Here is a 14340-nt window from a genome sequence, read left to right as displayed (position 1 = left end):
CAATATCGTCGGCGTCATGTTCGCTGCCTACGCCGCCCGCATCGACCGTGACCAGCCGCTCAACGGCCTTGAGTTGGGGGAGCGTCCGGCCCCCGAGGAACGCCCCGGCTGGACGACCGTCAACGTCAGGGCCGCCTCCCTGAACCATCACGACCTGTGGTCCCTGAGGGGAGTCGGCCTCGGCGAGGACAAACTCCCCATGATTCTCGGCTGTGACGCCGCCGGTGTCGACGCCGACGGCAACGAGGTCGTCCTGCACTCCGTCATCGGGCAGTCCGGTATCGGCTTCGGCCCCGGTGAGCCCCGCTCCATCCTGACGGAGAAGTACCAGGGCACGTTCGCCGAGCAGGTGAGCGTGCCCACGGCGAATCTGCTGCCCAAGCCCAAGGAGCTGAGCTTCGAGGAGGCGGCCTGTCTGCCGACCGCCTGGCTGACCGCGTACCGCATGCTCTTCACCAACGCCGGTGTACGGCCCGGTGATTCGGTGCTTGTGCAGGGCGCGGGCGGCGGTGTCGCCACGGCCGCGATCGTCCTCGGCAAGGCGGCAGGCCTGCGGGTCTTCGCCACCAGCCGCGACGAGGCCAAGCGCAAGCGGGCGCTCGAACTGGGCGCGGTGGAGGCCCTGGAGTCCGGCGCCCGGCTGCCGCAGCGGGTGGACGCGGTGATCGAGACGGTCGGCGCGGCCACCTGGTCGCACTCCATCAAGTCCCTCAAGCCCGGCGGCACCGTGGTGATCTCCGGCGCGACCAGCGGCGACCGGCCCTCGCACGCCGAGCTGACCCGGGTCTTCTTCCTGGAGCTCAAGATCGTCGGCTCGACCATGGGCACCAAGGACGAGCTGGAGGATCTGCTGTCCTTCTGCGCCACCGCCGGCGTACGTCCCGTCATCGACGAGGTCCTTCCGCTCGACCGGGCCCGGGAGGGCTTCGAACGGATGGCTGCGGGCGGGCAGTTCGGGAAGATCGTGCTCACGGTGTGACAGCTGTCGCCGCCCCCCTGTCTGGCCTGTCCGTCCTGGCCGTCCTGTCTGTCCAGGCCATCCCGTCCGCCCGGTCCGCCCTGCCTGTCAACGAAGGTTGACATCGGTCGAATGTCAACGTAAGTTGACGTCATGACCGAGGCAACGGATCTCGCGGAGCGAGCCGGAGATCGCGATCCACGCGTAGGGCTGCGGGCGGTCGCCGCACTGCGGCGGCTGCTCGAACAGCTCGAAGCCGTCCAGGTGCGCAGCGCCCGCAATCAGGGCTGGTCGTGGCAGGAGATCGCCGCCGCGCTCGGAGTGAGCAGACAGGCCGTGCACAAGAAGTACGGGAGGCAGTGATGTTCGAGCGGTTCACGCAAGGGGCCAGGGCTGCGGTCAAGGGGGCGGTCGGGCACTGCGAGCGGGCCGACGCCGTGACCGTCACCGAAGAGCATCTGCTGCTCGCCCTCCTCGACGCCGAGGGCACGAAGGCGGCGTTCGTCTTCAGCGCCCTCGGTGTCGCCGAGCGGCGCGAGGCGGTGGCCATCGCTCTGGCCGAGGCGCGGCGGCGCGGGGGAGTGTCACCGGCCGACGAGGAGGCCCTGGCCGGCCTCGGGATCGATGTCGGGGCGATCGTCTCGCGGATCGAAGAGGCGCACGGGGAAGGGGCGTTGGCGCGGGACGGCAAGCGACGGCGCCGGCTCACGGGGCACCGCCCGTTCACGCCCGGGGCCAAGGGCGTCCTCGAACAGTCCCTGCGGATCGCGCTCGCCCGCAAGGAGAAGTGCATCGGCGACGAACACCTGCTGCTCGCGCTTGCCGCCAGGCCCGGGGTCGTACGGGATGTGCTGGCGGCGCACGGTGCTTCCTACGACGCGGTGACGCGGGTGGTCGGGGCCGGGTGAGTCTCCCCGGGCCCCTTCGGTTCACCTGACCCCGTGGTTCAGCCCTTTCCGCCGCCTCGCAGGGCCGCGCCGATGTGGGCCGCGGCGGTGGACAAGTGGCGGCGGGCATCGCGGAGTTGGGACTCCGTCACGCCGTGGTCGCGGGCCGCGTCGCGGATGTCGTCGCGGAAGCGGTCCAGAAGGCGCTCCAGGTCGCGGGCCGGGTCGCCGGTGGAGTCCTCCTTGGCCCACTCCGGCTCGGTCGGCGGCTCGGCCGGTGTCCCGGTGTCCGCCGTCCCGGTGTCCGCCGGGGCGGCGTTGGACGTCTGCGCGTCCGTGCCCGCGCCCTTCGGGGCCGCGCCGGTGGCGCCGCCCTTGCCGAACCGGGCGAACTCCTTGGAGATCTCCGCGAGGCCCTCCCGCAGCCCCGTGGGCCAGTCGCCGCGCGTGAAGTGGTCCTGCACCTGCTCCTGTACGCGTTTGGCGATGCGCTGCACCTCCTCGCGGGCCTCCTCCTGCGCCTCCTTGGCCTGGCGGCGGGCGCGCTGTGCCTCGTCGCGGGCCCGGCGTGACTCGTCCTTGGCGCGGCGGGCCTGCTCCTTCCACTCCTGCTTCGCGCGGCGCAGTTCCTCCTTCGCGACCCGCCAGGCCTCCTTGTCGCCGAAGCCGCTCTCCCAGTCGCCCGTCGCCGACGACGACGGCTTGCGCCGGGCCTCGCCGGCCGCCGCCCGCATCTCCCGCCGCAGATCTCCCGCCGCGCCACGCACGTCGTCACGGATCTCGGCGGCCAGCTCGGCGACGGACTCGCGGATCTCCAGCTCGAGGTCGGCCAGCTCGCCGCTGCGGTCGGCCAGTTCGGCACGGCCCGCGTCGGTGATCGAGTAGACCTTGCGGCCGCCCTCGGTGGCGTGGGTGACCAGGCCCTCGGCCTCCAGCTTGGCGAGGCGCGGGTAGACGGTGCCCGCCGAGGGTGCGTACAGGCCCTGGAAGCGCTCTTCGAGAAGCCGGATCACTTCGTACCCGTGCCGGGGGGCTTCGTCGAGGAGCTTGAGGAGGTAGAGGCGCAGGCGCCCGTGGGCGAAGACGGGGGGCATGTCAGAGCACCTTCCCGGTCGTGCCGTCGCCGGCGGGCGGGGTGTCCGCCGGCGGATTGTCGGAGGGGTTGCCGGGAGGGCCGTCCGGCTCGTAACGCTCCTCCTGCGGGCGGCGCAGCAGAGCGATGGAGCCCGAGACGGTGGTCGCCTTGAGGACGCCGGTGCCCGCGCCGAGCTTGCCCGTGATGCGCTTCGCGCCCCACTCGCCGCCGACCCGCAGATCCTCGAACGCGTTGGAGACCGTACCGCTCGTGGTGTCGGCCTCCACCACCGCGTCCGCCGGGTGCGGGAGCCGGATCGCGATCTCGCCGGAGACGCTGGTGAGCTTGACGTCGGTGGACCGGCCGGAGGGGCCGAGGTCGACGATCATGTCCCCGCTGACGGAGTCCGCCTTGACCGAGGGGCCGGTCGCCTCGACCACGGTCAGGTCGCCGGAGACCGAGTGGAAGCGCAGCTCGCCGGTGACCGCCTGGGCCTCGACATTGCCGCTGACCGTCTCGGCGCGGACGCTGCCGGAGAGCCCGACGAGGGTGGTGTCGCCGGCCACGCCCTTGACCGTGGTCCGGCCGTCGATGCCCGAGACCATGGCGCCCGCGCCGACCGTGCCCACCTCGACCGCGGTGCCCGACGGCACGGCGAGGGAGACCACCGCGTGGCGCCGCCAGCCCTTGCGGTCGAGCCACTTGAGGAAGCCCTTCCAGGGCAGGTCGTCGTAGGCGACGGTGAGGGTGCCGCCCTCCTGGGTCACGATCAGCGGCGGGCCGTCGAGCTGGGTCACTTCGAGGCGGGCGGCGTCCTCGTCGGTGCCCATCACATTGACCGTGCCGTTGACGACGCGCACATGGAGCGCGGTCACCGGTTCGTCGAAGGCGAGCTTCTGCGGCTCAGCGATTTCCCACGTGGACTCTGCCGACTCTGCCATGGTGCTGACCTCCTCCGGCCGGTCTTGACGCGCCATATCGCGTCTTCATTCAATACACGATATATCGCGGATGCCCCAAGTCAAGGCCGGGCGGTGACGTCAGGGCCGGGCGGTGACCCGGTACGCCCGATGTGCGCGATACGCATGAGCCGATATGGGCGAATTGACCTAGCGTGGTGCTGTGCTGACACCGCCCGACCCCGTCCCCGCAGCCACCGGCGGGCTGCTGTTCTGCCGTGCCGAACCCGCGGCCGTCGGCCCCGCCGCCCAGCTGCTGCGCGAACGGCTGCTGCTCGCCGCCGCGGGCCCCGAATGGAGCGTCCTCGTGCCGGAGGGCGCGCTCTGGCTGCACGGCGAAGAGCCCGTCGACCGGGTGCTGTCCGGCTGGGCCACCGCCCTCGCCGTCGGCGCACCCTGGCCGGTGCTCGCCCTGTGGTGGGACGCGGACCGCGGCGGCTGCACCCTGGCGTCCGGATTCCGGCGCGGTGTCGGCTACGAATGGCTGGCCAACGGCACGCCCGTCGGCGAGGACGAGGCGATGCGCACCTTCGCCGCCCGCCTCGGTCTCGACCCGGTCCTCGACATGCAGTCCCTCGAATCACTGACCCGGCCCGACTCGGGTGCCGACGCCAGGGCCCGGCTGCTCGGACTGGTCGCGGTCCTCACCCGCGCCGGACTCACCGTGCCCGCGGGCCTGGCCCCCGGCGCCGGCGCGGACCGGCTGCGCGCCGCCGCGCAAGCGCTGCCCGCGGTCGAGGAGGTCGAGTGGGCGGGCTGGCGCGAGGTCGTACGTGCCGAACTCGACGCCGACAGCGGCCGGTTGGGCCCGCGCACACTGGCCGTGGCGCAGCTGACCGCGGGTCTGCCGGTCACGGTGTGGGGGCTGCGGCGGCGCAGTGCGGGCTGGATCGCCGCGGGGGCGCTGCTGCTCGCGTACGGGGCGGCGGGCCTGGCCCGTGCCCGGTTCCCGGCGAGCGACTAGTCCTCGTCCTCGTCGTCCAGGCGGGCCAGCCAGGTGGCGAGGCGCTCGACCGGCACCTCGAAGTCGGGGTTCAGATCGACGAACGTCCGCAGCTGCTCGGCAAGCCACTCAAAGGTGACCTCCTCCTCGCCCCGCCGCTTCTCCAGCTCTTCGATGCCACGGTCCGTGAAGTACATGGCTCCAGGATATGCGGGGCCGCCTCGTCAGCCCGCCCCGGAGCCGGAGCTGCGGGCCGTGCTCCGAGGGGCGGTTCCCCCAGCAGCCCGTCCGGCGTTTGAGGACGAGCCCGCAGGGCGATTGCGGAGGCCGCACGCCGGGTGCGATTCACACGGGCCGCACGCCGGGTGCACCCCCACGCGCCGCACGCCGGGTGCGACCCGCACACCCCACGCGCCGCACGCCGGGTGCGACCCCCACGCCCCACGCGCCGCGCGCCGGGTGCGACCCCCACGCCCCACGCGCCGCGCGCCGGGTGCGACCCCCACGCCCCACGCGCCGCACGCCGGGTGCGACCCGCACACCCCACGCGCCGCACGCCAGGTGCGACCCCCACGCCCCACGCGCCGCACGCCAGGTGCGCATGACAGTGGGCCCGCACCCCCTGGGAAGGGGGGCACGGGCCCACCGAAGAACTGAGCCGAGCTCAGCGCAGCGTCACGCGTCGAAGACCTCGGCGATCAACTGCTCCTGCTCCGCCTGGTGCCGCTTCGCGGAACCCACCGCCGGCGAGGAGCCGTGCGGGCGCGAGATACGGCGCAGGCGCTCGTCGTGCGGGACGTCGGCGCCGACCGCCAGGTCCAGGTGGTCGATCAGGTTGAGCGCGATGAACGGCCACGCGCCCTGGTTCGCCGGCTCTTCCTGCGCCCACAGGTACTTCTCGGCGTTCGGGAACTTGGCGAGCTCCTCCTGGATCTCCTGACCCGGCAGCGGGTACAGCCGCTCCAGGCGCAGGATCGCCGTGTCGTTCGCACCGCGCTTCTGCCGCTCGGCCTCCAGGTCGTAGTAGACCTTGCCCGCGCAGAAGACGACCTTGCGGACGGCGGCCGGGTCGACCGTGGCGTCGCCGATGACGGGACGGAAGCCGCCCGTCGTGAACTCCTCCGCCTTGGAGGCCGCGGCCTTCAGGCGCAGCATCGACTTCGGGGTGAAGACGATCAGCGGCTTGTGGTGCGGGTTGTGCACCTGCCACCGCAGGAGGTGGAAGTAGTTCGACGGCAGCGTCGGCATGGCGACCGTCATGTTGTTCTGGGCGCAGAGCTGCAGGAACCGCTCGGGGCGCGCGGACGAGTGGTCCGGGCCCTGGCCCTCGTAGCCGTGCGGAAGGAGCAGGGTGACGCCGGAGTGCTGGCCCCACTTCTGCTCGGCGGACGAGATGAACTCGTCCACCACCGTCTGCGCGCCGTTGACGAAGTCGCCGAACTGCGCCTCCCACATCACGAGCGCCTCGGGACGGGCGAGCGAGTAGCCGTACTCGAAGCCCATCGCCGCGTACTCGGAGAGCAGCGAGTCGTAGACGTTGTAACGCGCCTGGTCGTCCGAGAGGTACAGGAGCGGCGTGAAGTCGTCGCCCGTCTCACGGTCGATGAGGACCGCGTGGCGCTGGCCGAAGGTGCCGCGGCGCGAGTCCTGGCCCGCGAGGCGCACCGGGGTGCCCTCGAGGAGGAGCGAGCCGATGGCGAGGGTCTCGCCCATGCCCCAGTCGATCGTGCCGTCCTCGACCATGGCCGCGCGGCGCTGCAGCTGGGGCAGCAGCCGCGGGTGCACGGTGACCCGGTCGGGGATGTTGACCTGGGACTCGGCGATCCGCTTGACGACCTCCTGGGAGACGGCCGTCTTGACCGCCACCGGGAACTCGGCCTCGGCGTCCGGGACATGGCCGGGCGCGGACTGCGAGGTGGCCTCGCGGACCTCCGTGAAGACCTTCTCCAGCTGGCCCTGGTAGTCCTGCAGGGCCTGCTCGGCCTCTTCGAGCGTGATGTCGCCACGGCCGATGAGGGACTCGGTGTAGAGCTTGCGCACCGAGCGCTTCTTGTCGATCAGGTCGTACATCAGCGGCTGTGTGAACGCCGGGTTGTCCGACTCGTTGTGGCCGCGGCGGCGGTAGCAGATGAGGTCGATGACCACGTCCTTGTTGAACGCCTGCCGGAACTCGAAGGCCAGGCGGGCCACGCGGACCACGGCCTCCGGGTCGTCGCCGTTCACATGGAAGATCGGGGCCTCGATCATGCGGGCCACGTCGGTGGAGTACATCGACGAGCGCGAGGACTCCGGGGCGGCCGTGAAGCCGACCTGGTTGTTGATGACGACGTGGACCGTGCCGCCGGTGCGGTAGCCGCGCAGCTGCGACATGTTGAGGGTCTCGGCCACGACGCCCTGGCCCGCGAAGGCCGCGTCGCCGTGCAGCGCGATCGGCAGGACCGTGAAGTCCGTGCCGCCCTTGCCGATGATGTCCTGCTTGGCGCGGGAGACGCCTTCCAGGATCGGGTCGACGGCTTCGAGGTGGGACGGGTTCGCGACCAGGCTCACCTTGATCTGCTCGCCGTCCAGGCCCGTGAAGGTGCCGTTGGCGCCCAGGTGGTACTTCACGTCGCCGGAGCCGTGCATCGACTTCGGGTCGAGGTTGCCCTCGAACTCCCGGAAGATCTGGGCGTACGACTTGCCGACGATGTTGGCGAGGACGTTCAGGCGGCCGCGGTGGGCCATGCCGATGACGACCTCGTCCAGGCGCGACTCGGCGGCCGAGTCGATGACCGCGTCGAGCAGCGGGATGACGGACTCGCCGCCCTCCAGGGAGAACCGCTTCTGGCCGACGTACTTGGTCTGCAGGAAGGTCTCGAAGGCCTCCGCGGCGTTCAGCCGGCGCAGGATGCGCAGCTGCTCCTCGCGCTCCGGCTTGGCGTGCGAGCGCTCGATGCGGTCCTGCAGCCACTTGCGCTGCTTCGGGTCCTGGATGTGCATGAACTCCAGGCCGGTGGTGCGGCAGTAGGAGTCGCGCAGGACGCCGAGGATGTCGCGCAGCTTCATCATCGACTTGCCGGAGAACCCGCCGACCGCGAACTCCCGCTCCAGGTCCCACAGGGTGAGGCCGTGCTCGGTGATGTCCAGGTCGGGGTGCTTGCGCTGGCGGTACTCCAGCGGGTCGGTGTCGGCCATGACATGGCCGCGGACCCGGTAGGAGTGGATCAGCTCGAAGACGCGGGCGGCCTTGGTGACGTCGTCGTCGTGCGAGGCGTCGATGTCCTTGAGCCAGCGGACCGGCTCGTACGGAATCCGCAGGGCCTTGAAGATCTCGTCGTAGAACTCGTCCTCGCCGAGGAGCAGGTTCGACACGATCCGCAGGAACTCACCGGAGGCGGCGCCCTGGATGACCCGGTGGTCGTAGGTCGACGTGAGCGTCATGACCTTCGAGATGCCGAGCTTGTTCAGGGTGTCCTGGCTGGTGCCCTGGAACTCCGCCGGGTAGTCCATGGAGCCGACGCCCATGATGACCGACTGACCGGGCATCAGACGCGGCACGGAGTGGACGGTGCCGAGGCCGCCGGGGTTGGTCAGCGAGACCGTGACGCCCTGGAAGTCGTCCATGCCGAGCTTGCCGTTGCGCGCGCGGCGGACGATGTCCTCGTAGGCCTGCCAGAACTCGAAGAAGTTCAGGGTCTCGGCCTTCTTGATGCCCGCTACAACCAGCTGCCGGTCGCCATTGGGCTTGACCAGGTCGATCGCGAGGCCGAAGTTGATGTGCTCCGGCTTGACCAGGGTCGGCTTGCCGTCCTTCTCCGCGAAGGAGTAGTTCATCGACGGCATGGCCTTGATGGCCTGCACCATCGCGTACCCGATGAGGTGCGTGAAGGAGATCTTCCCGCCGCGGGCGCGCTTGAGGTGGTTGTTGATGACGATGCGGTTGTCGAAGAGCAGCTTCACCGGGACCGCGCGCACGGACGTGGCCGTGGGCACCTCGATCGAGGCGTTCATGTTCTTCGCCACGGCGGCGGCGGGGCCGCGCAGGGTGACCAGCTCGGGTCCTGCGGGGGCCTCGGCGGCCGGCTCGGCCTTCTTCGCGGGCGCCGCGGCGGCCGGCTTCGCGGCGGGCGCGGCCTGGGCCGCGGGCTTCGTCTGGGCGGGGGCCTGGGCCGGAGCGGCCGGAGCAGCGGCGGCCGGCGCGGCCTGCGCCGCGGGCTTCGCCGGGGCGGCGGGGGCGGCCTGGGCCGGGGTCTGCGTCGAGGAGCCTGCGGGAGCGCTCGGCGTGCTGGTGCCCGCGGCCCCCGCGGCCGCGGTACCGGAGGAGGCGGGAGCCTGCGTCGGCTTGGCCGGAGCGGCTACGGCGCCCCCCGGCTTGTAGTCGGCGAAGAAGTCCCACCAGGCTCGGTCAACCGAGTTCGGGTCCTGGAGGTACTGCTGGTAGATCTCGTCGACGAGCCACTCGTTGGGACCGAAGGCTGCGGCGGGGTTCTTCTTCCCCTGGCCGTCTTGGTCGGTCTCGGTCGAGATGCTCGAGTTACTGGGGGACTGTGGCGACACGGCGGTAACCGCCCTCTTCCGCTTCACAAGGTGATGGACAGCGGGAATAAAGGCTACGCCTCCGGGGCCGAGAGGTGCAGACCGGGCGGGCCTTTGGTCGCGTAAGTCACATCGGATCTCGTGTTTCGGGGCCGGAAATGGCGGGAAACAAGCGAGGTTCCGCTGTGGCCGGGCAGGTCGCCCCGCGGCTGCGGCCCGTCGGAGACCCGCACCCTTGGCTCAGAGCACGTAGATCCTCGTGGCATCCCCGCTTGAGGATTCGAAGAGTCGAAGATCTTGTGCTTCCGTTTCGAACCCTACGTCAACGCCAGACGTCACGGGATGCCCGGAAGGGTTACTTGGATCCGGCAGCCACGAGTGGATTCGGCCACCCCGATCCGGCCGCCGTGCAGATCCACCGCCCAGCGGGCGATGGCCAGGCCGAGACCCGTACCGCCGTCGCTGCCAGGACCGTGCGGAGTGGAGGCCGAGCCGCGGTTGAAGCGCTCGAAGACGCGGTGCCACTCCGACTCCGGGATGCCGGGACCTTCGTCCATGACCTCCAGGTCGAGGGACTCGGGGCCCTCGCCGCGGCGGGCCCGGACCGTGACCCGGCCGTGCGGCGGCGAGTGCTTCACGGCGTTGTCGATGAGATTCGCCACTACCTGGTGCAGGCGCTCCGCGTCGGCGTGCGCGGTCAGCTCCGGCGGCGATACGTCGAGATGGAGATGGACGTCCGTACGCGTATGCCGTCCCGAGCCCGACGGCATGCCCTGGCGCTGCGCCGCGGCCGCGCCCGACAGCTGCGCTTCCTTGAGGACGCCGGAGAGATAGGGCCACACCTCGAAGCGGCGGGCCTTCAGCGGGACGACGCCGTTGTCCAGGCGGGACAGATCGAGCAGCGTCTCGACGAGGCGGCCGAGGCGCTCGGTCTGTTTCAGGGCCGTGCGCATGGTCTCCGGGTCGGCGGCGGACACCCCGTCCACCACGTTCTCCAGGACCGCTCTGAGCGCCGCGATGGGGGTGCGCAACTCATGCGAGACATTCGCCACCAGCTCCTTTCGGTGCTGGTCCTGCGCCTCCAGGTCGTCGGCCATGCGGTTGATCGTGGTGGCCAGGTCGCCCAGCTCGTCACGCCGGTCGGCGCCGCTCACCCTGCGGGTGTAGTCGCCGTGCGAGATGGACCGGGCCACGGTGCTCATGTCGTCGAGCTGCGCGGTCAGCGAGTGCGCCACGAACTGCGTGATCAGCAGTGTCGCGATGATCGAGAAGACCGTGATGAAGCGCAGCTCGGTCCTGGTGCGCACGGCGATCATCAGCAGGCCCGTGGTGATGAAGACCGAGACGACCACCAGTGCGCCGAGCTTCGTCTTGATCGAGAACGGGCGCAGGTCCTGCAGGTCGTACAGCTTCTGCAGCACCTGGAGGCGCTGCCCGAGCGGGCCCTGCGCCCCCGTGCCCTTCTGCGGCAGGGCGTTCTCCTTCGGTTTGCGTGGCGGCACACCCCACAGGCCGCCGCCGCTCATGCCGGCCCCCTCACGGAGTCGGGGTCTCCAGGGCGTACCCCACCCCGTGCACCGTGCGGATCCGCTCCGCGCCGATCTTCCGGCGCAGCGCCTTGATGTGGCTGTCGACCGTCCTGGTGCCCGACGCGTCCGCCCAGTCCCACACCTCGGCGAGGAGCTGCTCGCGTGAGAGCACCGCCCGCGGGGTGTTCGCCAGGCAGACGAGGAGATCGAACTCGGTCGGTGTGAGGTGGACGTCCTCGCTCCGTACCCGCACGCGCCGCTGCGCGTGGTCGATCTCCAGCTCGCCGAGCCTGAGGATGCCGCTGCGCGGAGTCGTGGCGGCCAGGGCCGCCCGCTCCACCCGGCGCAGCAGTACGTGCACCCGGGCCGCCAACTCCCGCATCGAGAAAGGCTTCGTCATGTAGTCGTCGGCGCCGACGCCGAGACCGACGAGCATGTCGGTCTCGTCGTCACGCGCGGTCAGCATGAGTACCGGTACCGGCCGCTGTGCCTGGACCCGGCGGCAGACCTCGAGTCCGTCGAAGCCGGGCAGCATGATGTCGAGGATCATGAGATCCGGCTGCCACGCCTCCGCGGTGTCCACGGCGGCCGGTCCGTCGACCGCGGTCTGCACCAGGAAGCCCTCGGCCCGCAGCCGTGCCGCGATGGCGTCGACGATCGTCGGATCGTCCTCGACCACCAGAACCCGGCGCTGGGCACCCGGCGTGGGCGCCGTGCCGTTGTGGGAGGTGTGTGTCTGCTCCATGGCCCCGCCCCTGAAGATGCGCCTTGAATGCCTTCGGTGGATCTGCAGTAAAGATCCCGCGTGTTCGGTCAGCAGAGTACGGGCAGTGACCGCACCTCGGCTACGCAGCCCTGACGCCGAGATGCACCACGTCAGGAACGCCACGGACAACGGGGACTTCCTCTGTACGTACCCTCTCGAAACCGGCATTGCGCAAAGCCTTCTCGAATCCGGCAGAGGGCTGCGCGGACCACACGGCAAGCACACCACCGGGGTTGAGGCGCTCGGCGCAGGCGGCGAGACCGGACGGTGAGTAGAGGCTGTCGTTGCCCTCGGTGACGGTCCAGTCCGGGCCGTTGTCGATGTCCAGGCAGAGCGCGTCGTAGGTCCGCGCGGCCGGATCGTGGACGTGGGCGAGCAGGTCGGCGTGCAGGATCCGGGTGCGGGGGTCGGCGAGTGCCGTGGCGGAGAGGGGTTTCAGCGGGCCGTCGCGGTGCCAGTCGATGATGGCCTCCTCGCGTTCGACGACGGTGATACGTCCCCATCGGGGGTCGGCGGCGGCGTGCGCCAGGGAGAAGCCGACGCCGAGGCCGCCGATCAGTACGTGCGGCGCGGGCCGGTCGTCCAGGGCGTCGCGGGCGGCGTCCACGAGCAGCCGCTCCGAGCGGCCGTCCGAAGTGTCCATCAGGAACGTGCCGTTGGCGATGATCTGCAGCAGGTCGCCGTGCTTGCGGAGGACCACTTCGCCGTGGGGGCCGGTGCGGCGGTCCAGGGTGACGGGGTGCTCTGGGGTGTGGCGGTCGTGCATGGCCCCCATCCTGCATCAAGGGCGGACCGGGGGCGGGAGTGGTCTTTCCCGGGACTCGGGGGCGGTTTTTCCGGGACCGGGGAAGAGGAGGCCCGGCCCCCCACGAGCCGGGTCCTCCTCCTCGCGGGGCGGATCAGGCGCCCCGCGGCTCCTGCGCGGCCAGCCCGTGGCCGTGCGCGAACACCGGGTCCTCGGTGTCGTTGGGAACGTCGGGGCGCGAGGCCCTGACCGCAGCCATGGAGCGCGGCAGCTCGAAGGGCAGCCGCCCCTCGCCCGCCGCCCGGCCGAACGCCACATCGAGCAGCGCGGCGTCACTCGCCCCGTACTCCGCCACCAGCGCAGCCGCCCGCGCGGCGATCTCCGGGAGCACCGCGGCGCGCTCCAGGTTGATGCAGACCAGCGTCGGGACGGTCTCCAACAGGCCGAGGATTTCCTTGAGTTCCGGCTCGGGGAACTCCAGGGAGCCGGAGTGGAAGAAGGCCTCGAACGCGCCGGGGCGGTCCTCGTAGGGGGTACGGAGCCGGAGTACCGCGAGGTCGGCCCGCTCGGGTTCCGTGACGACCTCGCCGTACTCCGCGGCCACCGCCACGTCCACGTTCTCGACGTAGAGCCGGGGCCGGCCGGAGAGCGGCAGCAGGGACTCCGTGTTGGTCAGGACCGTGAACGAACGCCGCTGTGCCGCCGCGCCCGCCGCCGTGAACTCGGCCGCCCCGACGGTCTCTTCGGCGAGATCGGGGTCGACACGGCGCCGGTCGAAGAGGCCGAGGACGAACTTCTCGCGCAGCAGACGGCGTACGGAGTCGTCGATCCGGGACTCCGGGACCAGGCCCGAGCGGACCAGGTCGACGATCACCTCGGGGCACTGCTCGCCGCCGAACTGGTCGGCGCCCGCGGCCAGTGACTTCGCGGCGCGCTCGGCGACCGTGAGGTGCTCACAGCCCCAGGCGCGGGCCGCGTGCGGCTCCCCGAAGATCGGCAGGTCGTTGAGCAGGCCCCAGTCCGTGCAGACGATGCCGTCGAAGCCGAGCTCCCCGCGCAACAGGCCGGTGATCACACCCTTGTTGAAGCCGAAGCCGACCTCTTCCCAGTCGGTGCCGACCGGCTGGCCGTAGTACGGCATCATCTGCGAGCAGCCGGCCGCGACGGCCGCCCTGAAGGGTTCGAGGTGGTGTTCGCGCAGGCCACCCGGGTAGATCTGCTCCTTGCCGTGCGGGAAGTGCGGGTCCTCGCCGTCCTTCTGCGGGCCGCCGCCGGGGAAGTGCTTGACCATCGCGGCGACGGACTCGGGGCCGAGCTCGTCGCCCTGAAGTCCGCTGATGTACGCGGCGGCCAGCTCGGCCGTGAGCCGGGCGTCCGAGCCGAAGGTGCCGGACTGGCGTGACCAGCGCGGCTCGGTGGCCAGGTCGATCTGCGGGTGCAGGGCGAGACGGAAGCCGACGGCCAGGTACTCGCGGCGGACCGTGTCCGCGAACCGGTGCACAAGCTCCGGGTCGCCGATCGCCGCCAGACCCAGCGGCTCCGGCCAGGCCGAGAACGCACCGGAGTTGAAGGACGCCCCGATGTTGTCGGTGAACGAGTGGCGCGGGTCGGTGGAGAGCGTGACCGGGATGCCGAGACGGGTGCCCTCCGCCATCTCCTGGACCGCGTTGTGCCACAGGGCCATCTCACGCGGGCCGTACTGGCCGAGCAGGTTGAAGTGCGTGAGCTGTTTGCGCTCGATCAGCTCGCTGGTGCTGGAGGGCAGCAGGGCGCCGTCGGTCTCCTCGACGGGCGAGCCGTCGGGGTTCATCGTCAGCATGTCCTGGAACAGCTGACCTGCCTTCTCCTCCAGGGTCATCCGGGCCAGCAGATCCTCGACGCGCTCGGCGACGGGGAGTTCGGGGTTCTGGTACGCGGGGGTGGTGCTCATGGCCGTACTCCTGAATGCGCTTGCCGGGACGGC

General features: G+C 71.1%; 12 protein-coding genes. 4 read left to right on the top strand and 8 right to left on the bottom strand.

The window, feature by feature from the left end:
• Positions 1 to 16 precede the first annotated feature (16 nt).
• From ACFQVC_RS11670 to ACFQVC_RS11660, 3 genes are all read left to right on the top strand, one after another.
• The gene (locus ACFQVC_RS11670) at positions 17 to 979 is read left to right on the top strand and encodes a zinc-binding dehydrogenase (protein ID WP_381829778.1); all 963 of its coding nucleotides are present in this window, start codon (positions 17 to 19) and stop codon (positions 977 to 979) included.
• 132 nt (positions 980 to 1111) lie between these two features.
• Positions 1112 to 1321 (top strand): helix-turn-helix domain-containing protein, encoded by a 210-nt coding sequence (locus ACFQVC_RS11665; protein WP_381829776.1) that lies wholly within the window; start codon positions 1112 to 1114, stop codon positions 1319 to 1321.
• Positions 1321 to 1866, top strand: coding sequence for a Clp protease N-terminal domain-containing protein (locus ACFQVC_RS11660; RefSeq protein ID WP_381829774.1), 546 nt, complete (start codon positions 1321 to 1323; stop codon positions 1864 to 1866). The genes ACFQVC_RS11665 and ACFQVC_RS11660 overlap by 1 nt, the downstream gene beginning before the upstream one ends.
• Positions 1867 to 1904: 38 nt before the next feature.
• Here the strand turns inward: ACFQVC_RS11660 and ACFQVC_RS11655 are convergent, their stop codons facing one another.
• Together ACFQVC_RS11655 and ACFQVC_RS11650 are read right to left on the bottom strand one after the other, a co-directional pair.
• Complete coding sequence (locus ACFQVC_RS11655) at positions 1905 to 2939, bottom strand: PadR family transcriptional regulator (RefSeq protein ID WP_381829772.1); 1035 nt, start codon at positions 2937 to 2939, stop codon at positions 1905 to 1907.
• A 1-nt stretch (position 2940) separates the two neighbouring features.
• The gene (locus ACFQVC_RS11650) at positions 2941 to 3861 is read right to left on the bottom strand and encodes a DUF4097 family beta strand repeat-containing protein (RefSeq protein ID WP_381829770.1); all 921 of its coding nucleotides are present in this window, start codon (positions 3859 to 3861) and stop codon (positions 2941 to 2943) included.
• Positions 3862 to 4042: 181 nt separating this feature from the next.
• Between ACFQVC_RS11650 and ACFQVC_RS11645 the strand changes: the two genes are divergently transcribed.
• Entirely contained in the window at positions 4043 to 4843 is an 801-nt protein-coding gene (locus ACFQVC_RS11645) for a hypothetical protein (RefSeq protein ID WP_381829768.1), read from the top strand.
• On the opposite strand, the gene ACFQVC_RS11640 is transcribed toward ACFQVC_RS11645, so the two are convergent.
• The 6 genes from ACFQVC_RS11640 to ACFQVC_RS11615 all read right to left on the bottom strand — a co-directional run bounded on the left by ACFQVC_RS11640 (position 4840) and on the right by ACFQVC_RS11615 (position 14307).
• The gene (locus tag ACFQVC_RS11640; RefSeq protein WP_128557595.1) at positions 4840 to 5019 is read right to left on the bottom strand and encodes a DUF6104 family protein; all 180 of its coding nucleotides are present in this window, start codon (positions 5017 to 5019) and stop codon (positions 4840 to 4842) included. The two genes, ACFQVC_RS11645 and ACFQVC_RS11640, sit on opposite strands and share 4 nt — an antisense overlap.
• A 478-nt stretch (positions 5020 to 5497) precedes the next feature.
• Positions 5498 to 9358 (bottom strand): multifunctional oxoglutarate decarboxylase/oxoglutarate dehydrogenase thiamine pyrophosphate-binding subunit/dihydrolipoyllysine-residue succinyltransferase subunit, encoded by a 3861-nt coding sequence (locus ACFQVC_RS11635; protein WP_381829766.1) that lies wholly within the window; start codon positions 9356 to 9358, stop codon positions 5498 to 5500.
• A gap of 314 nt (positions 9359 to 9672) precedes the next feature.
• On the bottom strand, positions 9673 to 10728 hold the full coding sequence (locus tag ACFQVC_RS11630) for a HAMP domain-containing sensor histidine kinase (protein ID WP_381830531.1): 1056 nt from the start codon (positions 10726 to 10728) through the stop codon (positions 9673 to 9675).
• 145 nt (positions 10729 to 10873) lie between these two features.
• Complete coding sequence (locus tag ACFQVC_RS11625; RefSeq protein ID WP_381829764.1) at positions 10874 to 11611, bottom strand: response regulator transcription factor; 738 nt, start codon at positions 11609 to 11611, stop codon at positions 10874 to 10876.
• Between the two features lie 100 nt (positions 11612 to 11711).
• The gene (locus ACFQVC_RS11620; RefSeq protein WP_381829762.1) at positions 11712 to 12398 is read right to left on the bottom strand and encodes a spermidine synthase family protein; all 687 of its coding nucleotides are present in this window, start codon (positions 12396 to 12398) and stop codon (positions 11712 to 11714) included.
• Positions 12399 to 12531: 133 nt separating this feature from the next.
• Positions 12532 to 14307, bottom strand: a complete 1776-nt coding sequence (locus ACFQVC_RS11615) for a glycoside hydrolase family 3 protein (protein WP_381829760.1) — start codon at positions 14305 to 14307, stop codon at positions 12532 to 12534.
• Positions 14308 to 14340: the final 33 nt, after the last annotated feature.

Source organism: Streptomyces monticola, from assembly GCF_042665355.1.
GTDB lineage: Bacteria > Actinomycetota > Actinomycetes > Streptomycetales > Streptomycetaceae > Streptomyces > Streptomyces monticola.
The sequence above is the reverse complement of the archived record's forward strand: the minus strand, read 5'-3'. Positions and strand labels throughout refer to the sequence as shown.